Origin of the sequence: Microvirga sp. 2MCAF38 (genome assembly GCF_052115485.1) — a bacterium.
In the GTDB taxonomy this organism is placed as follows: Bacteria; Pseudomonadota; Alphaproteobacteria; order Rhizobiales; family Beijerinckiaceae; genus Microvirga.
The window spans coordinates 1-22046 of the sequence record NZ_JBFRGU010000009.1 but is presented as its reverse complement, the minus strand read 5'-3'; the positions used below and the strand labels follow the sequence as shown (position 1 = coordinate 22046).

The following is a 22046-nucleotide window of genomic DNA, read 5'->3' as shown; positions in this document are numbered from 1 at the left end:
TTCGAGAGCCCGCACCTCGCGGGCATCTCTCTGGCTGAATTCAGCCGAAGATCGCCCATTCCGCCCACGTTTTGCGGGCGGTTTTCGTCGTATCTCGTTTCGTTCGCGTCGAGCGAAGCATCAAGACGACCTCAGGGGCTAAAAACGCGCCGGTTGGCGCGCTCGATGGGACAGCATGGCTGTCCTAATGCTTGCGAAGTTGCCAGAGTTCGTTTCAACGCACAAGAGCATTTTGGAAAAATTTTAGACAAAAATTTCAAGGGCGCCATTCGAGGCGTAATAAACTCACCTTTAGTCGCATAAAGGCGCAAGCCTTAGCCGATGGGTCAATGATCTTGACATGATTGGCCGCCTTAATATGGCCTCGGATCCGCTAGCGCACGATCCGCCGAGGTGGTAACAGCTCGGCGATAAGATCATGCGCGAATTCAACGGTTTAGAGCTCGGTGAGGTGTAACCCGATTTCAGATTTTGCGGATCGCGCGCCTTAGGAGACGACAATGAATTTCGCGAGCGACAATATCGTGGGGGCGAGCGCTCCTGTGCTGGAGGCTCTGGTCAAGGCCAATGGCGGGGCGCTGGCCGCTTATGGCGGCGACGATATCACGAAGCGGGTCAAAGCCCGTTTCTCCGAGATTTTCGAGCGTGACGTCTCAGTGTTCTTCGTAACCACGGGAACAGCAGCCAACGCGCTTGCACTCGCCTCCGCCGTGCCGCCCTGGGGTCTCGGTGTCTGCCATCGTGAGGCGCACGTGATCGATGATGAATGCGGCGCGCCGGAGTTTTTCATGCACGGTGCAAAGCTCGTGGGCCTGCCGGGCGTTGCGGCTAAGCTCGATCCGCAGGCGCTCGCGGCCTATTTGAAAGGGCTGCCGAGAGCCGTGAAACAGATGCCGCCCAAGGCGCTTTCGATTTCGCAGGCAACCGAGTGCGGCACCATCTACCAGCAGGACGAAATTGCGGCGCTCGGCCGCGTCTGCCGGGAGCATGGTCTGGCCCTCCACATGGATGGCGCCCGCTTTGCCAATGCCCTCGTGAGTCTCGGTTGCACGCCGGCAGAGATGACCTGGAAGCAGGGCGTGGACATCCTCTCCTTCGGCGCAACCAAAAACGGCTGCCTGATGGCCGAGGCCATTGTCGTGTTCAACGAGACCCTGACGGAAGGGTTGGATTATCGCTGCAAGCGGGCAGGTCAGATTATTTCCAAGGGCCGCCTGATTGCTGCGCAGTTCGAAGGCTATCTGGCGAACGATCACTGGTACGATAACGCCCGCTACGCCAACAGGCTCGCGCGGAAACTGGCCGAGGGGCTGGGTCGGTTGCCGGGAGTGCGCCTTGCCTGGTCGGTCGACGCCAACGAGGTGTTTCCGATTTTACCTCAGGCAGTCGATCAGGCCTTGCGCGCGGCCGGTGTTCAATATCATCCGTGGACCGCACTGAGCTTGGCACCCAACGAGACCGTGGGTGCGGACGAAGCGCTGGTGCGCCTTGTGGTGTCGTTCTCGACCGAGGAGGCGCATATCGACCGGGTTGTCGAAATTGCGAGATCCGCGATCTCCCAGCGAGCCGCCGAATGAGTTTCGCCTTAACCGTGCCGCATTCGCCGTCGATTGAAGCTTGAGAGACCTCTACGGGCGGAGCCTCCCTCCCGGCTCCGCTGAGACCAGGACTTCCAAAAAGACTACAATAAAAAGCGCCCCGGTTTTTCCGGGGCGCTTTGCATTCAGGCTCTCATTCGTGAATTGTGCAGCACCGCGATCAGGCTGCTCTCTTGGCCTCGATCGTCTGTGCGCCCGTTGTCGAAATCGGAATCAGTTTCGGTTTCTTGGCTTCCGGAATCTCCCGCACGAGATCGATGTGAAGCAGTCCGTTCTCGAGACCTGCGCCCGTGACCTGGACACCATCGGCGAGCTGGAAGCGGCGCTCGAAAGCGCGCGATGCGATGCCTTGATGGAGCACGTCGGACTTACGCTCTTCGGAAGCCTGCTTGTCGCCTCGGACGGCGAGGCTGTTTTCTTTCACTTCGATGGAAAGATCCTTGTCCGTGAAGCCGGCGACCGCAATCGAGATGCGGTAGGCGTTCTCGCCCGTGCGCTCGATGTTGTAGGGCGGATAGGCCGAAGCCGTTTCGACGCCGCCGAACTGGTCGAGCATCGAGAAAAGACGGTCGAAACCGACCGTGTTGCGGTAAAGGGGCGAAAGATCGAATTGACGCATGGCATATCCTCCTGTGAGCAACATGCTGTCGATCCACCGTGACAGGCTGGATCAGGGTTCGTGCCGCCGTCATGGCCGGCACGACTTCGATGTGGGAATAGATACGGTGTTTGCAAGGGGGCTGCCCTCGACCAAGGCAGCCTGGGCGTGTCATATGTTCAAGGGATTGTGCGCGAACAGAGAAAGCACGGACGGCGATGTCACTCCCGGCCATTCGTCTCGGTACCTGTTATCCTCGCGTGGAGGGACAGGAGGCCCTTTCCTCTCACGGATGCACTCCCCCGAAAGCCGCGGAGCGCTTTAATTCCAAGTTCCACAAGATCATCATTCAATCGAGATACCCTCTATGAGAACGAACGATCTTTCCGGGACCGCCGTGCAACTCATCTCCACCCCCGATAATCCCGTTCCCGCTTCTCCGACACTCATGAGGGTGGTGACGGCGGATGGGTTGAGCCTTCGCGCCGTCCACTGGTTGCCCGAAACCGGAAAGACCAGGGGCACCGTCTGTCTCATCCAAGGGCGCGCTGAGTTCATCGAAAAGTACTTCGAAGTCGTCGGCGAATTGCTGTCGCGCGGGTTCGCGGTGGTTGCTTTCGACTGGCGCGGGCAGGGGCTTTCGGGCAGGCAGGTGAAGAACGCCCGCAAAGGCCACGTCCGGCGCTTCGGCGATTACCGGTTCGACCTCGAGGCTATCTGCGATGACGTGCTGTCCCAGATGCCCGAGCCGCATTTCGCGCTCGCCCATTCCATGGGGGCGGCGATTGTCTTGAATGCGGCCTATGAAGGCTGGCTCCCGTTCCGCCGGCTTGTGGCGATGACCCCGATGGTCGGGATCAGCATGATCAAGCATCAGCGCAGTGTCAGAATTCTCGCTGGCATTCTCAAGTGGTTTGGCCTCGGCAAGGCCTTTGTGCCGGGCGGCGGAGCGACCTCGATCTCGACTAAGCCCTTCAAGAGAAACCGGTTGACATCAGACCCCCGCCGCTACGCCCGCAATGCGGAGGCTGCGGTGGCGGTGGGAGACGGAGCCATCGGATCGCCGACGGTGTCCTGGCTCGATGCCGCGTTTCGCTTCATGGGACGCTTTAACGATCCGCGCTATGCCCTGAAAATCCGCATACCGACGCTCGTCATCGCGGCGGGCGAAGACCCGGTTTGCGACACGCCCACTATCGAGCGGTTCGCCTCGCGGCTGAAATCCGGCCACGCCATCGTCATTCCAGGGGCGCGGCACGAGATCATGATGGAGGCGGATGTCATCCGCGAACAGTTCTGGGCCGCCTTCGATGCCTTCATTCCAGGATCGCCCGATGTGTTCGATGCGCATCCGGAACCGGTGAAGGTCTCAGCGGCTGAGGAGCTCGACAGCAGCCGCGTGGAGACGGCGGTCGCCGGCGGCGACAATCCGGCCACCATTCGCCGCTGAGCCCCCATCCCACGCCGTCACAACGCCACCTGCGCCCTCGATGATCGGGATCAGAGCGACGATGTCGTAGGGTTTCAAGCCGGATTCGACGACGAGATCGATATGGCCGGAGGCCAGCATGCAATAGGCATAGCAATCGCAGCCGTAGCGGGCGAGTTTGGCCACGCTTTCGACCCGGTCATAGGCCCGCAAATCTTCGCCTGTGAAAAGCTTGGGGCTGGTGGTTGAAATTATCGCGTCTTTCAACGACGCGCAGCGCCGTGTCATCAGCTTGCGCTCGCCACCGGGGCCGCGATAGGTCGCGCTGCCGCAATCGCCGAAAAACCGCTCGCCGGTGAAGGGCTGATGCATCATGCCGAAAGCGGGCCGTCCGTTGCGGTTGAGGCCGATCAGCGTTCCCCAGGTGGGAAGACCGGCGATGAAGGCCCGCGTCCCGTCGATGGGGTCGAGGACCCAGACATATTCCGCATCCGTATTCTCGGGCCCGAATTCCTCGCCGATGATCCCATGTGTCGGGAACGTGCGGCGGATGAGCTGGCGCATGGTCGCTTCGCTCGCCCGATCCGCCTCGGTCACGGGGTCGAACGCGCCGCCGCGCGATTTGTCCTCCGCGGCGATGGCGGTCCGAAAGAAGGGAAGGATCGCTTGGCCGGACGAGGTCGCGAGGTCGTTGACGAAATGCGTGAAGTCGATGAGCGCCATGCGCTGGGAATCCTCTGTCGGGCCCTGTCTGAGAGCCAGTGGCTCTGAGCTTTTATCAAGCGCTGCCGAGGCGGCAAGAGAGGGCTTCGATCTATCTGCGGTCAGGACGCAGGGATTTGGCCACCCGTGGCGATGGCAGACGCTGGGCTATGGCTTCAATCACTATAGGATCCGCTATGCGACATGCGCATGACTCCAAGGACGATTTACCGTTGCGAATTGTGCGATGCGGTGTATATTTTGCAGTGCGATATGGCGATTGGCGTCGCTCTATCGCTGCCCTTCTTGGGCGTTTCCTCCCTAAACTTCGGGCCGCTGGCGACAGCGGCCTTTTTTCTCGCCCGAAGCGTGTCCTTGCCTGAAGCGTTTCCTTGCCTGAAGCGTTGGCGTTTACTCCGCTGCAACGCTGCGTGGAGACCAATCCTCATCGATAGCCTGGATAATCGCCCCGAAGGCTTCCGCCAGGTCGTTGGCGAGTATTTCGAAATCCGCCCGCCTTCGAAGTGTGCGCTCATCCATATAGAGAGCGCGGTTGATCTCGATCTGGAGGGCGTGGCGATCCAGCGCCGGCTCTCCGTAATGCTCGGTGATGAACCCGCCCGCATAGGGCTTGTTGCGCATGACCGTGTAGCCGAGCTCGCGAAACACAGCCTCGACAATATCCGTCAAGGCTCCGGTGCAGCTTGTCCCGTAGCGGTCCCCGAGAACGATGTCGGCTTTCGCCTCGTCGCGGCCGCCAAAGCTCGAGGGCATGGAATGGCCATCGATTAGAATGGCATGGCCAAAGGTCTGCGCGGTGCGACCGATGAGATGTCGAAGTGTTCGGTGATAGGGCTTGTAGAGCCAGTCGATGCGCCGGAGCGCTTCCTCGATGGGGAGGCGGGAGCGGTAGATCTCCTGTCCGTCGGCCACCACACGCGGGATGGTGCCGAGCCCGCCCGCGACCCGCATGGAGCGCGTATTGGCGTAGGGCGGCAATCGTCCGTCGAACATCCGCGAGTCGAGTTCGTAGGGCTCACGGTTCAGGTCAAGGAAGGCGCGCGGGAACCGAGCGGTCATGAGCGGAGCGCCCATTTCGACGACGTTCAGGAACAATTCGTCGACGAATGCGTCCTCCGAGCGCCGCAAGGCCAGAGGATCCAGACGCGAGGAGGCAAGGAACGATTCGGGATAGACGGCCCCTGCGTGAGGCACGTTGAAGACGAAGGCGGTCGTCTGTTGCGAGGGCTCGATGACGATGAAGGGAGGTTCGAAGTCCTCTTCGAAAGTGGGCCGCATCAGATTCGGAACTGCCTCGAGAAGGGTGAAAATTTACATTCTGGTTAGTCTGACGGCGGCTTCGGGATCTGTCCATGCACAAATCTTGATGGGTTGGCCCCCGTTTTCACCGCTTGTTTACCCACCACGCCCCATGAACGAGGCCAAGACTTCGCGGGGACTGGGGCGAAAATGAAGATCATTCTGGCCGAAGACGACAACGATATGCGGCGCTTTCTGGTGAAGGCGCTGGAAAACGCGGGCTACGAGGTGGCCTCGTTCGACAACGGCCTCACGGCTTACGACCGGCTGCGGGAAGAGCCTTTCGAGCTTCTTTTGACGGATATCGTCATGCCGGAGATGGACGGAATCGAGCTTGCCCGTCGGGCGACCGAGCTCGACCCTGAGATCAAGGTCATGTTCATCACAGGCTTTGCCGCTGTCGCCCTGAACCCGGATTCACAGGCCCCCCGGGACGCGAAGGTCCTCTCGAAGCCCTTCCACCTGCGCGATCTGGTGAATGAAGTCGACAAACTGATGGCGGCGTAAGGTTTGCAGGGTCTCGGGAAAAAGCGGATTTCACTTTTTCCTGATGATGCTCAAAAAGGTTCGCCGACACGGCTTGCGTCCCTGACTGCTTGCCGGTATATCGCCCTCCACACACGAAGCGGGGCTCGCAAGAACCGCCGCTTCTGGGGCGCGTAGCTCAGCGGGAGAGCACTACGTTGACATCGTAGGGGTCGCTGGTTCGATCCCAGCCGCGCCCACCATTCTTTTCATTCGGCCTTCCCGAGAGGCCACGGGAGATCCGGATATGAAGATCCGTAACTCGTTGAAGTCGATCCGCGGCCGTCACCGCGACAACCAGCTCGTTCGTCGCAAGGGCCGCGTCTACATCATCAACAAGACGCAGAAGCGCTACAAGGCTCGTCAGGGCTAAGCTCTTCAATGGTGCGGCGATGCCGCGCCAAAACTGAATTGACGCCGCATGCCGGAATCCTACATGGTTCCGGCATGCGGCTTTTTGCGTTCATGATTGTCATTTCGGTAAGCCTGCCGGTTCTTCCGGTTCAGGCGCAACAGAATGTGCGTCCGCCAGCTTCGCAGGAGCAGCCACGCCCGCAGCCGCGTCGTCCGATCACCCTCGACAGCCTGTTCGAGCGTCTTTCAAAGGCGCAGGACGAGGCCGAGGCAAAGGGTATCGCCGCGCAGATCGAGAAACGCTGGGAGCGTTCCGGGTCCGATACGACCGACCTGCTTTATGCCCGGGCTGCCGCAGCCGTGGAGGCAAAGGACTATCCGCTCGCCATCGAATTACTCGATCGGGTCATTACGCTCCAGCCGAACTGGGCCGAGGCCTGGAGCCAGCGCGCGACGGTGTTCTATCTCCTGGACGATCCGGTGAGCGCCATGGCCGATCTGCGGCAGACGCTGAAGCTCGAGCCACGCCAGTTCAACGCCTGGGCGGGGCTTGGCCATATTTATATGTCGTCGGATGACAAAGCGCGGGCGTTGAATGCCTATCGCCGGGCGCTGGCGCTCAATCCGCAATTTCCGATGCTCAAAAAAATCGTCGACCATCTCGCCCCGGAAATCGACGGGCAGGATCTCTGACCCGTCGTCTCCCGGAGGAGGCAAGGCGGGCTCTTAGGCCCGCGACGCGTGTTCCTGCGTAATGAAGGCGATGCGCACCATGTTGGTGGCCCCCGGCGTTCCGAACGGCACGCCCGCGACGATGATGATGCGGTCGTTGATGTCCGAGAGACCTTCGCGCACCGCGAACTTGCAGGCGCGGGCCGCCATGTCATCGATATCGCTCGCATCCTTCGTCCGGATGGCGTGGACGCCCCACACCAGAGCCAAGCGGCGGGCGGTGTCGATGTTCGGCGTCAAGGCCAGAACGGTCGAGTTCGGGCGTTCACGGGCGATGCGGAAGGCGGTCGAGCCCGAGGAGGTCCAGGCAGCGATGGATTTCAGGTGAAGAGTGTCGGCGATTTGGTGCGCGCCGGCGGCAATCGCATCCGAACCGGTCGCTTCCGGCTCCGTGCGCTGGGCCTGCAGGATCGACCAATAAGCGTGATCCTGCTCCACCTCTTCCGCGATCCGGTTCATGGTCGCGACGGCCTCGATGGGGTACTGGCCGGAGGCGCTCTCCGCCGAGAGCATCACCGCATCAGCGCCGTCATAAACGGCGGTGGCGACGTCCGACACTTCCGCACGGGTCGGGACAGGGGCCGTGATCATCGATTCGAGCATCTGCGTCGCGACGACGACGGGTTTACCGAGCTTGCGCGCGGTGCGCACGATCAGCTTCTGGATCCCGGGAACCTTTTCGAGCGGCATTTCCACGCCCAGATCGCCACGGGCGACCATGACCGCGTCCGAGATTTCGACGATCTCGTCGAGACGGGCGATGGCCTGCGGCTTTTCGAGCTTGGACATCACGAGCGCGCGGCCCTGAGCGACCTTCTTCACTTCGGCCACGTCTTCAGGGCGCTGCACGAAGGACAGGGCGATCCAGTCCACGCCTGCGGCAAGCGCCGCTTCGAGGTCGGAACGATCCTTGTCAGTCATGGCGGCGACGGGGATCGTCGTATCGGGCAGGCTCACGCCCTTCCGATTCGAAATCTTGCCGGCGATCTCGACTTCGGTGGTGGCTGAGCCGTTCTTGACCGATTTCACGCGCAGCCGGAGCTTACCGTCATCGATCAGAACCGTATGTCCCGGCTCCAGCGAGGACAGGATTTCCGGATGCGGGAGGTGAACGCGCTTTTCGTTGCCCGGCGTGTTGTCCGCATCGAGAATGAAGGTTTGACCCTTCACCAGCATCGCGCTGTCGGTCTCGAAAACGCCGACGCGCAGCTTCGGCCCTTGAAGATCGGCCAGGATCGCGATGGGACGCTTGCACTTGGCCTCGACGCTGCGGATCATCTCCACGCGCTCAGGCAGTTTTTCACGGGCCAGATGGCTCATATTGAGGCGGAAGACGTCCGCTCCGGCCTTGAAAAGCCGCTCGATCATCTCCGGATTCTCAGAAGCCGGACCGAGTGTTGCGAGGATTTTAGTGCGTCGTGCACGGCGCATATTCTATTGCCCCCCTGGGCGGTTCGTGTCTGTGAGCTGGATCGTCCAGCTTTGTTGCTCGCCTGTATCGACCTCGAAGAAGCCGCTTCGGTCAAAGCCGCGGGCGAGGCAATCCTCGGTCCCGCGAATGGTGAATTCCCGCTCCCGCGTGCACATGAAGGACCGTCCGCTCCAGTCGCCGCCGCGGTCGTAATCGATCGCGTAGACATAATAGAAGCGTCCGGCGAGTTGCCCTTTGAGCAGGGTTTCACAGGAGCGCGAGTTCAAGTTCCACCACCCTTCGGTGATCCATCCCTGATTGTCGCGATACCCCAGCGCGATCCCGACGCGGCTCGGCGTCATGTTGCACAGGCGCAAATCGGCCCGCGCAGGGGCGGCGGCGAAAAGCGAGCCGACGCCGATGAGCGCCGCAAGCCAAAGGCTTCGCCGCCCGTTTCGTGCGAATGAGGTTTCAAGTCCAATCATGGAATTTGGTGCGATCCGTCAAAAAGGAGCGGCCAATTTTCAAACAAGTATGCCGAATCGTTGTCGACCAGAACAGGCAGAGCTTCAAGACCCCATCGGCTTAAGATGATCACAATACAAAATTATCACACGGAAATGCGTGTGGAAGATTAGCCGGCTACTGCCTTCGGTTTCGGCCGGGCGGCCCAGATCCCGATGAAAATGAGCGCCCCGCCGAGAATTTGAGGCAGCGTCAGCGCCTCGCCGAGAATGATCCAGCCGAAAGCCGCCGCTGCTACCGCTTCGAGGAAGATGACGAGCGATGAGAAGACGGAAGGCAAACGACCGAGAGCGACCGCCAGAAGACCGATGCCGCCCGCCTGGCTGATGAACGCCAGGGCGGTTAATGCTGCGATCCCTTGCAGGGTCTGGGGGACGACGCGGGTATCGAGGGTGAGCGCGATGACGAAAAGACAGGCCGAGGTCACGATTCCGGCCTCGAAGGTGACCCGAGCAGCGCCCGCCGTCTTTCTCGCCCGCTCGATAGTCAGGAAATACAGGCCGAAGAAAAACGCCGTGGCGATGCCGTAGAGATCGCCGCGTATCCGCGCCGGATCGACATTCAGGCTCTGGCCGATCAGGGCGGCCCCGCCCAGAAGGCAGCACACAAGGCCGATAATGGTGCCGCGCGAGATCTTCTGCTTGAGGACGAGCCAGACGATCAGGATGACGAAGAGGGGGGCCGTCGTCGCGAAGAATGTCGCATTGGCGACGGTCGTGCTCAGGATCGACAGATGCCAGAAAAACAAGTCTCCCGTAAACGCAAGCCCTGCGAGGATCGATGCCTTGCTGAATTTGACGCGCGGAGGGCCGGACGCTTTCAATTCCTCGATCCGCATCCAGACGTAAAGCACCGGCAGCGAGAGCGCGACGCGCCAGAATGCGCTGGCGAATGGCCCCACATCGGCGGAAGCAAAGCGCACGAAGATCGGCGAGGCGCCCATGGCCACGGCTCCGGCGCAAAGGGCCAGAAAAGCGGTGACGAATCCGGTGTCGTGGCGGGTTGCGGCAGGTGTCGAGGTCATGACTCATCGGAGTTGGTGCGTGTGAAGGCGCGCGTTGCCAAGGCTCCTATGGCAGTTTAAGCGAGTTGGCATCAACTTTTGCTAGATTTTCGAATGTCAGCCTCCGCCGCGCGCATCCTCGACGTGTCCTCTTCCACTCCTCATCCTGTCGAAACCATCGCGGGCTCGCTCGAGTCCGGCGTCCTGATCCTGTGCGATCACGCATCCAACGCCGTGCCGGAGGATTATGGGGATCTCGGTCTGCCACTGGCGGAGTTCGAGCGGCACATCGCCTACGACATCGGCGCTGCGGCGGTGACCCGTTCTCTTGCGAAGCGCCTCGGCGCACCGGCGATCCTGACCCGATTCTCCCGTCTCGTGATCGATCCCAATCGCGGCCGCGACGACCCGACTCTCGTCATGCGCCTCTCGGATGGGGCGGTTGTCCCCGGAAACGCCAAAGTGGACGAAGCGGAGGTCCAGCGCCGGATCGCGCGCTTCTACGATCCGTATGACGCGGCCATCCAAGCTGCGGTCGAGAATGCCATAGGGACTGGAAATCCGCCGGTTATCGTCACAATCCACAGCTTCACACCCCTGTGGCGGGGTTGGCCGCGCCCCTGGCATGTGGGCATCCTCTGGGACGTGGACGACCGATTCGCTCGGCCGCTTCTCGACGGGCTTGCCGCCGAGGACAGCTTGGTGGTGGGTGACAACGAGCCCTATGACGGGGCGCTGGCGGGCGATACCATCGACCGTCACGCGACCGTACTAGGGCTTGCCAACGCCCTCGTCGAAATCCGGCAGGATCTGATCGCCACGGACGAAGGCGCGGAAGAATGGGCCAAGCGTTTCGCGACGCTTCTGAAGCCGCTCGCCGCGCAGGCGGACCGGCGAATTCCGAAACTCCATGCGACGCGGACGCGTGAGCGACTGCGCCGTCATTGAAGGGAAACCATGAGCGAGATCGATAAAACGCTCCAGACCGAACTCGAAGCCGCGGCCTTCCGTCGGCTCGTGGAGCATTTGCGCGTCCGTCACGACGTGCAGAATATCGATCTCATGAATCTCGCGGGCTTCTGCCGCAACTGCCTTTCGAACTGGCTCAAGGAAGCCGCAGACAGCCGGGGCGTGACACTGTCCAAGGACGACAGCCGCGAGCTCGTCTACGGGATGCCATACGCGGACTGGAAGGCGCGCTACCAAAGCGAAGCCGATCCGGACCAACTGGCGCGATTTGAGAAGTCGAAGCCTTCCCATTAAGACGGCCTCCATCAGAGGCATCCACCCTTCACCTGAAACCAAAGATCACGGAACACATTCATGGACGACGCATCTTTTCAAACCGAATCCGTCGCGGCCGATCAGCTAAAGGCCTTCATCGAGCGCATCGAGCGCCTCGAAGAGGAAAAGGCCGGTATCGCGGGCGATATCAAGGACGTCTACGCCGAAGCCAAGGGCAACGGCTTCGACACCAAGGTCCTGCGCAAGATCATCGCCATGCGCAAACGCGACTACGCCGAGCGCCAGGAAGAGGAAGCGATCCTCGAACTCTATATGCAGGCGCTTGGGATGGCCGGCTGATCGGCACTTCTTCTCGCATCCGACGCTTCGAAAGAGCCATCCCACCGGGTGGCTCTTTTTTCATTTAGTACGCGAAGACACCTGTTGGCAGTGCCGCGGCGCGGTGGTGCAAGCCTGAGCCAATCTTCTCATCATACATGCCTCGTTCTTGAAATAAGGTGGGGCACAACCATGCAGAATAAAGCGGCGCTTGCGGAGCGGCTCTCCTTTCTCGGCATCGATGAGGAGGTCTGCCGGGAACTGCAATCCTTGTGGCCGATCGTCGAACCGGCGTTGCCCAAGATACTTGAGCGCTTTTACGCGCATGTGCACCGCATGCCGATGCTGAGTGCCATGATCGGCTCAAGGCAGCCGCACCTTATCGAGGCGCAATCCCGACACTGGGCTTGTCTTTTCAGCGGTAAGTTCGACGCGACGTATGTCGACAGCATTCGGCGTATTGGTCTCGTTCATAACAAGATCGGCCTGGAGCCACGCTGGTATATTGGCGGGTACGCTTTTGTCTTGAACGAGTTACTACAGTCGCTTTCAACGAAGCACCGGTTCAGCGGCGCCTCGCTTGCACGCAAGATCGTTGCGATGAACAAGGCCGTCATGCTCGATATGGATTATGCCATCTCGACCTATCAGGAGGCACTGGTCGAAGAGCGCCAAAGACGGGGGAAGGAACTCGCCGACGCGGTCGCGCACTTCTCCGATGAGGTGCAGACGACTTTGCTGATCTCGCGCCAGGCGAGTGACGCCCTTGAGGAAAGCGCCGCGGTGCTCGACATGGCAACCGCCGAGGCGCGTGCTCTTGCAAGTGAAGTCGCGAGCACGTCCGAGAGAACCGCCTCGAACATGCAGTCGGGTGCAGCGGCGACCGAACAACTCGCCGTCTCCGTAAGGGAGATCGGCCAGCAGGCGACCCGTTCGGCGGACGTGGCGCGGCAGGCTTTCGAGAGCGCCCAACGCACGAAGGATTTCGTCGTTGGGCTCGCCCGGCAGGCGCGGCAGATCGGCGATGTGGTAGATCTGATCGATCAGATCGCGAGTCAGACAAATCTATTGGCACTGAACGCAACCATCGAAGCGGCCCATGCCGGCGAGGCGGGTAAGGGCTTCGCGGTGGTGGCGCAGGAGGTCAAGACGCTCGCCACACAGACGGCGCAGGCGACGACCGAGATCGGCTCGCGCATCGGCGCCATTCAACAGGCAACTGACAAGAGTGCAACCGAGATAGAAGACATCGCTCGCATCATCGAAGAGGTGAGCCGGATCGCCACGGCGATTGCCGCAGCGGTCGAGGAGCAATCCGCCGTGACCTCGGAGATCGCGACGAATGTGCAGCAGACGACAGGCCATACGCAGATCGTGGTGAGCAGCATCGAGACTCTGAACGGATCGGCGACTTCGGCCGCCGAGGCCGCGCAAGATGTGATCAAAGCCAAGCACACGCTCGACCATCAGCTTCGCCATCTGCGGCAGGGGATCGACCGGTTTCTTGAAACGGCACTCGCCGATAGGAATTGAGCATGATCGAACAAGTGGAAACCGGTTGTTCGCCCGGATCACGCGGCAATAAGGAATCGAGAGTTTGACCGTGTTTCAAAGAGACACGATCGATCAAACTCTAGGCCGCCCCGATACGGAAGTGCGCGAGATTAGCTTTCCTGTAGGCCCGGTGAGCACGGAAATACGCCTCGGCTTCATCGGCAGGAATTGCGCGACCGAAATAGAAGCCTTGTGCGTATTCACATCCCAGCATCTGCAGACACCTGAGTTGCGCCTCGTTCTCGAGCCCTTCCGCCACGGTCTCGATTCCGAGGCTGCGGGCGAGACTGAGCATGGCTCGGACAATGGCGTTATCGTCGTCGTTCGAGGTGAGTTCCGAGATGAAGGAGCGGTCGATCTTGATCTGATCGATCGGATGACTTCGCAAATGTGTCAATGTTGCGAACCCGGTTCCGAAATCGTCGAGCGCAATCGAGACGCCGAGATCCTTCAGATCGCGTAGCGTTTTCTCGAGCTGCAAAACGTCTTCATCGAGAAGTACCGTTTCCGTGATCTCGATTGTCAGCAGCCGAGGCGGCACGCCTTTGCGGGAAAGGACGCTGGCGATTTTTTCAGGATAATCCCCCCGCTTGAGTTCCGGAGCGGTTGCGTTGATCGACACCTTACAGGCGGGCATGCCTGTTTCTCGCCACCGGCGAAGGTCATCGGTCACGCACCGCAACATATGCTCTCCGAGCAGGATCGCCGCATCGGGATCTTCCAGCGCGGCCCGAAAATCGCCCGGCAAAAGAACGTCGCCATTGGGTAGAATCCAGCGTGCGAGGGCTTCGAAGCCATGCGAGCGTCTGTCGGTCAAACGGACTTGCGGTTGGTAGTAAGGTGTGATGCTTCCAGTTTCCAGAAGGGCTCGGAAAGTCGACATCTGATTGAGCCGCTCTGTGACGGCAGCGCGCATCTGAGGTTTGAAAACTTCGGCACGACCCCGCCCACCGGCTTTGGCGCGATAAAGCGCCAGCTCGGCGTTCTGAATCAATTCCCCGACGTCCGAGCCATGATCTGGGAAGAGGCTGACGCCGAGGCTCGCGCTCGAGCGCAGCTTCGGGCTAAGACGCGGTACCGAGGCCGCTGCGACGCTGAGCAATTGGTCCGCAACAAGCTTGATCTCATCTTCGCGGGTATGATCCGAGAGGAGCAGAGCAAACTCATCGCCCCCGAACCGGCTGATCGTGTCGTTGGCGCTCAACAGCGTTCGAATATTCTCTGCGGTTTCGATGAGAATGGCGTCCCCGGCTTGATGTCCGAGTGTGCTGTTCACATCCTTGAAATTATCGAGATCCATCAGGAGAAAGGCGAGCCGTCTACCCGCATAATGCGCTTGCGTAAGGGCTTTCCGGAATAAATCCTGGAAATGCTGACGATTGCACAGGCCGGTGAGAGCATCGTTATGCGTGGCTTCCCAAAGCCGGTTGGCGATAGCGCGACGAGCGGCGGAGTCTTTCGACATCGCCTGTGACCGAGCCTCTTCTCCACTCTGGCCATTGCTTTCAGCGGTCTTGCGCGCGCGCGCTGGCCTCTCGTTCCGGGTAGAGGTAGGGGCGGAATCGGACCCCGGCGGTCCGTTCAGAAGCTGAAGCGTTTCTCGCCCGGGAGAGTCGTACACGCCGAGGATATCGTCACGCGGGAGTAGCATCCTAGTCATCACATGGAGGCTCGAGCCACGAACGATCGTTCGCAGAAAAGTAAATGTTCAGCGGGACCTCTGGCAATTGCGCTTTGTGCGCAACTGGGCCAATTGCCGTGTCTGCGCCATCGCACGATCACAACCTACGCCTCTTACAAACCGAAATTTGAAACCGGTGTCGACAGGCCCCCACCAGATCGCACCGAAAAGCATGGTGGACCTTGAATCTTAAGAAGGTCTGAAGAAGGGAGCCGCCTTAGGTCAGCTTCACGCAAGATAGCCGGCGTAGACCCGTCGGAGAAGATGCCGCCTTGGAGGTCCGTGTGGGATCGGTCTACCTTTTCGATGTTGCCTCGCGACAGGCGCAATGGCTCTCCGTTCGCCAGGCGACCATCTCGGGCAACATCGCGAATGCCAATACGCCGGGCTTCAAGGCCCTTGAGGTGGAATCCTTCGCGGATGCGCTCGACAAGACGCAGTTGAAGATGGTGGCGACGGAGAGTGGCCACATCGGCTACGACACTGCCCAAGTCCGCTCCGCGAAGATCAAGAAGGCCGATAGCTGGGACATCCTGCATTCCGGCAATTCTGTCAGCCTTGAGCAGGAGATGGCCAAGGCGGATGAAGTGAACAGGGCGCACTCGCTCAACACCGGAATCGTCAAGGCCTTCCATCGCATGGTGCTTTCGGCTGCGAAAGGTGGGCAATGATCGATCCGCTTCAGGCTTCCTCACGTCTTGCTGGCGCTGGTCTCGAGGCGCAGTCCATGCGCCTGCGCATCGTGTCAGAGAACATCGCGAACGCCCAATCGACCGGCAAGACGGCGGGTTCAGAGCCTTACGCACGCAAGACCTTGACCTTCAAGAGCGAGCTTGATCGCGCGCTTGGCGCGGCGACGGTGCGCGTCAAGGATGTCGGAGTCGATCAGGCTCCCTTTCAGGTTGAATACGACCCCGGCAATCCGGCTGCGGATGAGAAGGGGTTCGTCAAGATGCCGAACGTGAACGTGCTGATCGAGATGGCCGACATGCGTGAGGCCAACCGCTCCTACGAAGCCAACCTGCAAATGATCAAGCAGGCGCGCTCCATGATTTCGGGAATGATCGATTTGTTGAGGGGAACCTGATGCTCGACGCGATTTCGGCGATCTCATCTTTTGTCGAACGATCAGGCGGTGTTTCCTCATCGCAGCTTTCGTCCGTTCAGAAAGCGGCGGCGTCCGCTGGACCGAGTCATCAGATCGGCTTCGGCGAGATGATGGTTCAGGTCGCATCAAACGCGGCCGATACGTTGAAGGTCGGCGAAGCGGCGGCCATTTCCGGCATCAAGGGCAAAGCCTCGGTGCAGCAGGTTGTCGAGGCGGTCATGTCCGCCGAACAGGCCCTTCAGACGGCTATCGCGATCCGGGACAAAGTCGTCGCGGCCTATCAGGAAATTTCGCGGATGGCGATTTAAGGAGACGATCATGAGAGCGCTCGCTATCGCTGCAACCGGCATGAACGCCCAGCAGCTCAACGTCGAAGTTATCGCCAACAACATCTCGAACGTGAACACCACGGCCTTCAAAGGTGCGCGGGCGGAATTCACAGACCTTCTCTATCAAGCCGAACGCTTGCAAGGCATTCCCAATCAAGCCGGGGAACGGCCAATCCCCGAAGGCGCGATGCTCGGTCTCGGCGTTCGCACCGCTGCCATCCGCAATCTGCATCGCCAGGGCCCACTCACCAACACATCGAACCAGTTCGATCTTGCCCTGAACGGCCGTGGTTGGTTCCAGGTCAACAGCCCGAACGGCGAAACGATCTATACGCGCGCGGGTTCGTTCAACAAGAATGGCGACGGGCAGCTTGTGACCATCGACGGCTATACTCTGGATCCCGCCATCATCATCCCGCCGAATACGGTGGATGTGACGATCAACGAATCCGGCGAAGTTTTCGCGAAGATCGACGGCCAGGCCTTGCCGCAAAATCTCGGCCAACTCGCCATCGCGAACTTCGCGAACGATTCCGGCTTGGAACCCATCGGCAATAATTTCTACCGTGAGACGCCAGCCTCCGGGCAGCCGGTGACCGGTGTCGCGGGCGATCCCGGATTCGGTAAGATTCACCAGGGCTATCTCGAAGCTTCGAACGTCGATCCGGTGAAAGAGATTACCAATCTGATCTCCGCCCAACGCGCCTTCGAGATGAACTCCAAAGTGATCCAAGCGGCGGACGACATGGCTGGAACGGTCTCCAAGGGCATTCGCTAAGGCGGCGACTGATCGGTGATGGAATTGGCGCTGGAAAACCCGCTCAAATGCCTCTTCGTCGTGGCGGCCATGATGGCGGCTGGCGCGCAGGCCGCAATCGCACAAGAGTTGCGGCTGCCCGTTCCGACCGTCACGATCTACCCTGGCGATGAGATTAAGGCGCCGATGCTGCGCGAACGCAATTTTCCTGCCGGATATCAGGCGCGGGGAGCCGTCATCGAAACGCCGCTCGCCGTTATCGGAAAAACCGCGCGCCGCACGCTTCTCCCCGGTGAAGCCATCCCGGCGAACGCCGTAGACGACCCCAAGATCGTCACGCGCGGTGCGCCGACGCAGATCGTCTTCGAGGAGGGTGGCCTTTCGATCACGGCCATGGGAGCGCCGTTGCAATCTGGCGGCCTTGGAGAACAGATCCGCGTCCGTAACATGGATACGGGGCGTATCATCATGGGCATCGTGCAGGCGGACGGGCGTATCCGCATAGGTGAACGATGATCGGGCGGATCATGCTTTTCCTTTTTGCGATGTTCACGGCAAATGCTGTGGAGGCTGCGACACGCATCAAGGATATCGCCACCGTTCAGGGTATTCGCGATAACCAGCTTATTGGTTACGGCCTCGTCATGGGCCTTCAGGGCACGGGCGATACGTTGCGCAATGCCCAGTTCACGGAACACTCGCTGCAATCCATGCTGGACCGCATGGGCGTCAATGTGCGCGACCTGACACTTCGCACGCGCAACGTGGCGGCCGTCATCGTTACCGCCGACTTGCCGGCATTCGTCGGAGCGGGTTCGCGTATCGACGTGACTGTCACCTCCATGGGCGATGCAACTTCGCTGAAAGGCGGGTCGCTGATGCTGACCGCGCTTTTGGGGGCGGATGGGCAAGTCTATGCGGCAGCTCAAGGGCCGATTGCCGTCTCTGGTTTTTCCGCGACAGGACAGGCTGAGACGCTGACGCAAGGTGTAGCAACGGCGGGCCGCATTCCGAATGGCGCTTTGATCGAACGCGAAGTCGCTGGCGGATTTCGTGAAATGCCGTCGCTCGTGCTCGAGTTGAAGAACCCGGACTTCAAAACCGCGACGCTCATGACGGATGCGATCAACGCCTATTCCATGAGGCGTTACGGCAAACGTGTCGCGACGCCGCGTAATTATCGCAGCATCGTCCTTCAGAAGCCGAGCGATATCGGATCAACGCGGTTTATCGCGGAGATCGGTGATCTGCTGGTCCAGCCCGATACTCCCGCCCGCGTCGTTGTCGATCAACGAACCGGGACGGTTGTGATCGGCAGGAATGTGCAGATCTCAACGGTCGCGATGACACATGGAAATCTTACCGTTCGCGTCACAGAAGCCCCGCAAGTGTCTCAGCCCGAGCCGTTCTCGCAAGGCAGAACGGTGGTCGTTCCGCGCACGCAGATTCAAGCCAACGAGCAAGATGGGCATTTGGCGATCATCGGTGGTTCCGATCTTCAGACTCTCGTCAAAGGATTGAATCAGATCGGATTGAAGCCAACCGATATCATCGCCATTCTCCAGGCTGTTAAGACAGCCGGAGCTCTCCAAGCCGAATTGGTGGTTCAGTGACTTTTCTCGCCGTGACCTTGCTATCGTCGAAAGTCGGTTCGAAGCCATGATCTCGCGAAATTCTCAAACAACGTTCCGTTTCGTCTGCCTCCTTGGTGCTTCTTTTCTTGTGCTGATACCCGGTGTGGGGCTCGCACAACAAAAGGCGCCGGACGCTCGTAGCTCCGGCCCGGCTAAGCCGGTCGAGGCCGCAAGCGATCCCAAGAATAGTCAGTATTGCGCCAATATCGCGAATGCCGCCGCCGACGCGCGGTTCGAATGGCAGAAGGAAACACTCACGAATCTCGAAAAAGAGATCGAGGGTCGTATCAAGGTTCTTGAAGAGAAGCGCGCGGAGTACGAGGAGTGGTTTCGTCGGCGCAACGAGTTCCTGGCCAAGGCTGACGAATCCGTCGTCGCTATTTATGCGCGGATGCGTCCGGAAGCGGCGGCGCTGCAGCTCGCGAATATGCAGGACGACACTGCCGCCGCGATCTTGGCCAAACTTGGCGCGAGAAGCGCAAGCGCCGTCCTGAACGAAATGGAGCCGGCGCGCGCAGCCCAGCTCAGTAACACCATCAACGACACGCCGAAGCGGTCGCAGGATAACGGGAAGGCTGGATAATGAAGCGCCTTTCAACGATAGCCCTTTTCCTGGGCCTCGCCGCGTGTGCGACCGATCCCAACGATATCGGCCGCGAACCACGGATGACCTCCGTTGGCCATGGGCTGAACGTCGCCTATGAACCGATGCCTACCGCGTATCCGGCTAAGAGCAGAAGCTCCTATAATTCACTCTGGGATCAAAGCGCGGCCGATCTTTTTCAAGATCCACGCGCCAAGAAAGTCGGCGATGTGGTCACGATCAACATTCAAATCGATGACAAGGCCCAGTTCGACAACGCATCGGACCGCTCGCGGAACTCAAAGTCGCTTCTCGGATTCAATGCGGGCTATGGGTTCAATGGAACCAAGGGCTCCTATGCTGCGGAAGGGGATATTCGGTCCGGGACTTCAAGCGAGGGGAAGGGCTCCATCGATCGCTCCGAGAAATTGAGACTTTCCGTTGCCGCGGTCGTGACGGAAGTCCTGCCGAATGGAAACTTGCTCATCAGCGGTTCGCAAGAAGTCCGCGTCAATTTTGAAGTTCGCGTCCTCAATATCGCGGGCATCGCCCGTTCAGGGGATATCTCCCGCCGGAACACGATTTCATATGACAAGATTGCGGAGGCGCGTATTTCTTACGGCGGCCGCGGGCGTATGACGGAAGTTCAGCAGCCGGCCGTAGGACAGCAGATTTACGATCTGCTGTCGCCGTGGTGAAGAAGCCTCAACGCATGGCACGTAAGCGGTCTTCAAATCCATCATCTTCAGACCCCTCAACAAAAGGCGGCAAGAGCTGGCTCATCACGCTCGCCGTTTTGACGGTTCTCGCCGTCGCGATGGGCGGAGCGTTCGGCATGTATATCGTTTCAGCCGTCGAGAGAGCCGTTGACGAGCGCAAAAAGGGAGAGCAGGAAAAAACATCGCATGCTCTGATCTATTCGGGTGATGTTGTCTTGAAGACGCTCGCTCCCGTCGTCACCAATCTCGCCAATTCGGGCGATACCTGGGTTCGCGTTGAATCTTCTATCGTATTCAACAATGGCAATGTCCAGAATCCGGACGTGGTTGCGGCGGAAATTCGGCAGGACATGCTTGCCTATTTGCGCACCCTCACCGTATCGCAAATCCAGGGCGCGAGCGGGCTTCAGCACCTGCGCGAGGACCTGAGCGAACGTGCGGGCCTGCGGTCGAAAGGGCTAGTGCGTGAGTTGATCGTCGAAACCTTAATCATTCAATGATTCGCGCGCGATGCGGGATTTTCCCGCGATATAACCCCATCGGTTCATGATGCTTCGTTTCCTCCCCGTTCTTCTTTTTTCTTTTGTCGCTACGACAGCGAGTGCCCAGGTTCCGGGCCTCGAGTCGCTGATCCCCGAAGGAAACGGAGCCGCCAGCGGAAAAATCATCCAGCTTGTTGCGCTGTTGACCGTTCTCTCCGTCGCACCGGGACTTCTCATCATGACGACAAGCTTCACCCGCTTCGTCGTCGCTTTGTCGTTCCTCCGCTCAGGTCTCGGCTTGCAAAGCACGCCAGCCAACCTGTTCTTGATCAGCCTATCCCTGTTCATGACATTCTACGTCATGGCGCCGACCTTCGACCGCGCTTGGCAAGAGGGTGTCAAACCGCTCACGGAAAACAGAATTTCCGAGGTGGAAGCATTCGTGAAGGTGACGGATCCGTTTCGCGACTTCATGCTGACGCATGTGCGGCCGAAAGATTTGCAGACCTTCAGCGACCTGGCGGCGACCAATTTTCCGAAAGCGCAGGACGACGCGAAGATCGATCTGCGAATCATCATCCCCGCTTTCATGATTTCGGAATTGCGGCGTGGGTTCGAAATCGGTTTTCTGATTGCACTCCCGTTTCTCGTCATAGACATGATCGTCGCGACATTGGTCATGTCCATGGGCATGATGATGATGCCGCCAACGGTCATTTCCTTGCCGTTCAAAATATTGTTCTTCGTTCTGATCGACGGCTGGAATATTTTGATCAGCGGATTGGTCAAATCCTATTTCTAAGACTTAGACGTGAAGTAACGCTGTAGCATGTGGCGAGGACGGCATCTCCGTTAACGATCTTGTAAGAGATGAGATGCTTAGTTCGTCGAACGATGTCTTTCTGACTTGACCATGAGCAAAGCTTCGCGCAAGTTCATGCGGTCAGTATGACACATATGGCAGATTGAATGGCACGCTCGATGAGGCCCCATTCGAAGGCATGACGCCGCACTGCCATACCGGTGGAAGCCCGGTATGTCCCGATTTACTCATTCTAGGGACAGCAAAACATGTCTAGCCTGCTCACCAATACCTCCGCGATGACTGCCTTGACGACGCTGAAGAGCATCGCCGGGCAACTTGATCAGACCAGCAGCCGTATCTCGACTGGCTTGAAAGTGTCGAACGCTGCCGACAACGCCGCTTACTGGTCGATCGCCACGACGATCCGCGCCGACAACGGCTCGCTCGGTGCGGTGAAGGACGCGCTCGGCCTCGGCGCAGCTTCTGTCGATACAGCCTTCAACGGCATGAACAACACCATTGAAGACATGAAGTCGATCCAGGCCAAGCTGACGGCGGCGATGTCGCCGAACGTCGATCGCGGCAAGATCCAAACCGAAATCAACGCCATCCTGAGCAAGATGAAGTCGACTGC

General features: G+C 59.7%; 27 protein-coding genes and 1 tRNA gene. 21 read left to right on the top strand and 7 right to left on the bottom strand.

Features of this window, described 5'->3' with window-relative positions; all coding sequences use genetic code 11:
- Positions 1–500 precede the first annotated feature (500 nt).
- On the top strand, positions 501–1577 hold the full coding sequence (locus AB4072_RS16575) for a threonine aldolase family protein (protein WP_441969746.1): 1077 nt from the start codon (positions 501–503) through the stop codon (positions 1575–1577).
- A 181-nt stretch (positions 1578–1758) separates the two neighbouring features.
- On the opposite strand, the gene AB4072_RS16570 is transcribed toward AB4072_RS16575, so the two are convergent.
- The gene (locus AB4072_RS16570) at positions 1759–2217 is read right to left on the bottom strand and encodes an Hsp20 family protein (protein WP_441969744.1); all 459 of its coding nucleotides are present in this window, start codon (positions 2215–2217) and stop codon (positions 1759–1761) included.
- Positions 2218–2563: 346 nt separating this feature from the next.
- Here AB4072_RS16570 and AB4072_RS16565 point away from each other — a divergent pair, with 346 nt between their 5' ends.
- Entirely contained in the window at positions 2564–3646 is a 1083-nt protein-coding gene (locus AB4072_RS16565; protein ID WP_441969742.1) for an alpha/beta hydrolase, read from the top strand.
- Here the strand turns inward: AB4072_RS16565 and hisN are convergent.
- Positions 3566–4348: a histidinol-phosphatase gene (gene hisN / locus AB4072_RS16560; RefSeq protein ID WP_441969740.1), complete on the bottom strand. Its 783-nt coding sequence runs from the start codon at positions 4346–4348 to the stop codon at positions 3566–3568. The genes AB4072_RS16565 and hisN overlap by 81 nt on opposite strands.
- A 390-nt stretch (positions 4349–4738) precedes the next feature.
- The gene (locus AB4072_RS16555; protein WP_441969739.1) at positions 4739–5626 is read right to left on the bottom strand and encodes an N-formylglutamate amidohydrolase; all 888 of its coding nucleotides are present in this window, start codon (positions 5624–5626) and stop codon (positions 4739–4741) included.
- Positions 5627–5797: 171 nt separating this feature from the next.
- Between AB4072_RS16555 and cpdR the strand changes: the two genes are divergently transcribed.
- The 4 genes from cpdR to AB4072_RS16535 all read left to right on the top strand — a co-directional run bounded on the left by cpdR (position 5798) and on the right by AB4072_RS16535 (position 7219).
- On the top strand, positions 5798–6154 hold the full coding sequence (gene cpdR / locus AB4072_RS16550; RefSeq protein ID WP_441969737.1) for a cell cycle two-component system response regulator CpdR: 357 nt from the start codon (positions 5798–5800) through the stop codon (positions 6152–6154).
- Between the two features lie 146 nt (positions 6155–6300).
- Positions 6301–6375 (top strand) — tRNA-Val (locus AB4072_RS16545).
- 44 nt (positions 6376–6419) lie between these two features.
- A complete protein-coding gene (gene ykgO, locus AB4072_RS16540; RefSeq protein ID WP_009763379.1) occupies positions 6420–6545 on the top strand; it encodes a type B 50S ribosomal protein L36 in 126 nt (41 codons plus the stop codon).
- A 74-nt stretch (positions 6546–6619) separates the two neighbouring features.
- The gene (locus AB4072_RS16535; protein ID WP_441969734.1) at positions 6620–7219 is read left to right on the top strand and encodes a tetratricopeptide repeat protein; all 600 of its coding nucleotides are present in this window, start codon (positions 6620–6622) and stop codon (positions 7217–7219) included.
- Positions 7220–7252: 33 nt separating this feature from the next.
- Here the strand turns inward: AB4072_RS16535 and pyk are convergent, their stop codons facing one another.
- From pyk to AB4072_RS16520, 3 genes are all read right to left on the bottom strand, one after another.
- Positions 7253–8689 (bottom strand): pyruvate kinase, encoded by a 1437-nt coding sequence (pyk, locus tag AB4072_RS16530; RefSeq protein WP_441969733.1) that lies wholly within the window; start codon positions 8687–8689, stop codon positions 7253–7255.
- Between the two features lie 3 nt (positions 8690–8692).
- A complete protein-coding gene (locus AB4072_RS16525; RefSeq protein ID WP_441969731.1) occupies positions 8693–9154 on the bottom strand; it encodes a DUF1036 domain-containing protein in 462 nt (153 codons plus the stop codon).
- 149 nt (positions 9155–9303) lie between these two features.
- A complete protein-coding gene (locus AB4072_RS16520; protein WP_441969730.1) occupies positions 9304–10218 on the bottom strand; it encodes a DMT family transporter in 915 nt (304 codons plus the stop codon).
- A gap of 93 nt (positions 10219–10311) precedes the next feature.
- On the opposite strand from AB4072_RS16520, the gene AB4072_RS16515 reads away from it, so the two are divergent.
- The 4 genes from AB4072_RS16515 to AB4072_RS16500 all read left to right on the top strand — a co-directional run bounded on the left by AB4072_RS16515 (position 10312) and on the right by AB4072_RS16500 (position 13293).
- Positions 10312–11145, top strand: coding sequence for an N-formylglutamate amidohydrolase (locus AB4072_RS16515; protein ID WP_441969728.1), 834 nt, complete (start codon positions 10312–10314; stop codon positions 11143–11145).
- A gap of 9 nt (positions 11146–11154) precedes the next feature.
- A complete protein-coding gene (locus AB4072_RS16510) occupies positions 11155–11460 on the top strand; it encodes a DUF1244 domain-containing protein (RefSeq protein WP_441969726.1) in 306 nt (101 codons plus the stop codon).
- Positions 11461–11520: 60 nt separating this feature from the next.
- Complete coding sequence (locus AB4072_RS16505) at positions 11521–11781, top strand: DUF2312 domain-containing protein (RefSeq protein ID WP_441969724.1); 261 nt, start codon at positions 11521–11523, stop codon at positions 11779–11781.
- Positions 11782–11952: 171 nt separating this feature from the next.
- Positions 11953–13293 (top strand): protoglobin domain-containing protein, encoded by a 1341-nt coding sequence (locus AB4072_RS16500; protein ID WP_441969722.1) that lies wholly within the window; start codon positions 11953–11955, stop codon positions 13291–13293.
- Positions 13294–13393: 100 nt separating this feature from the next.
- On the opposite strand, the gene AB4072_RS16495 is transcribed toward AB4072_RS16500, so the two are convergent.
- Positions 13394–14779 carry a putative bifunctional diguanylate cyclase/phosphodiesterase gene (locus AB4072_RS16495; protein WP_441969720.1) on the bottom strand — a complete coding sequence of 462 codons (1386 nt, stop codon included), beginning with the start codon at positions 14777–14779 and terminating at the stop codon, positions 13394–13396.
- A gap of 500 nt (positions 14780–15279) precedes the next feature.
- On the opposite strand from AB4072_RS16495, the gene flgB reads away from it, so the two are divergent.
- The 11 genes from flgB to AB4072_RS16440 all read left to right on the top strand — a co-directional run.
- Positions 15280–15666, top strand: a complete 387-nt coding sequence (flgB, locus tag AB4072_RS16490; protein ID WP_441969824.1) for a flagellar basal body rod protein FlgB — start codon at positions 15280–15282, stop codon at positions 15664–15666.
- Positions 15663–16082: a flagellar basal body rod protein FlgC gene (gene flgC, locus AB4072_RS16485; RefSeq protein ID WP_441969718.1), complete on the top strand. Its 420-nt coding sequence runs from the start codon at positions 15663–15665 to the stop codon at positions 16080–16082. Before flgB ends, flgC begins: the two co-directional genes overlap by 4 nt.
- Positions 16082–16411: a flagellar hook-basal body complex protein FliE gene (locus AB4072_RS16480; protein WP_441969717.1), complete on the top strand. Its 330-nt coding sequence runs from the start codon at positions 16082–16084 to the stop codon at positions 16409–16411. The genes flgC and AB4072_RS16480 overlap by 1 nt, the downstream gene beginning before the upstream one ends.
- Before the next feature lie 10 nt (positions 16412–16421).
- On the top strand, positions 16422–17210 hold the full coding sequence (gene flgG / locus AB4072_RS16475) for a flagellar basal-body rod protein FlgG (protein ID WP_441969715.1): 789 nt from the start codon (positions 16422–16424) through the stop codon (positions 17208–17210).
- Positions 17211–17228: 18 nt separating this feature from the next.
- The gene (gene flgA, locus AB4072_RS16470) at positions 17229–17705 is read left to right on the top strand and encodes a flagellar basal body P-ring formation chaperone FlgA (RefSeq protein ID WP_441969713.1); all 477 of its coding nucleotides are present in this window, start codon (positions 17229–17231) and stop codon (positions 17703–17705) included.
- Entirely contained in the window at positions 17702–18802 is a 1101-nt protein-coding gene (flgI, locus tag AB4072_RS16465) for a flagellar basal body P-ring protein FlgI (protein ID WP_441969711.1), read from the top strand. The genes flgA and flgI overlap by 4 nt, the downstream gene beginning before the upstream one ends.
- Before the next feature lie 109 nt (positions 18803–18911).
- A complete protein-coding gene (locus AB4072_RS16460) occupies positions 18912–19406 on the top strand; it encodes a MotE family protein (protein ID WP_441969709.1) in 495 nt (164 codons plus the stop codon).
- Positions 19406–20104, top strand: a complete 699-nt coding sequence (gene flgH / locus AB4072_RS16455; protein WP_441969707.1) for a flagellar basal body L-ring protein FlgH — start codon at positions 19406–19408, stop codon at positions 20102–20104. The genes AB4072_RS16460 and flgH overlap by 1 nt, the downstream gene beginning before the upstream one ends.
- Before the next feature lie 14 nt (positions 20105–20118).
- Positions 20119–20625: a flagellar basal body-associated FliL family protein gene (locus AB4072_RS16450; RefSeq protein ID WP_441969705.1), complete on the top strand. Its 507-nt coding sequence runs from the start codon at positions 20119–20121 to the stop codon at positions 20623–20625.
- A gap of 49 nt (positions 20626–20674) precedes the next feature.
- Positions 20675–21409, top strand: coding sequence for a flagellar type III secretion system pore protein FliP (fliP, locus tag AB4072_RS16445; protein WP_441969822.1), 735 nt, complete (start codon positions 20675–20677; stop codon positions 21407–21409).
- Positions 21410–21678: 269 nt separating this feature from the next.
- The coding region (locus tag AB4072_RS16440; RefSeq protein ID WP_441969704.1) for a flagellin N-terminal helical domain-containing protein at positions 21679–22046 on the top strand (368 nt) is incomplete at its 3' end.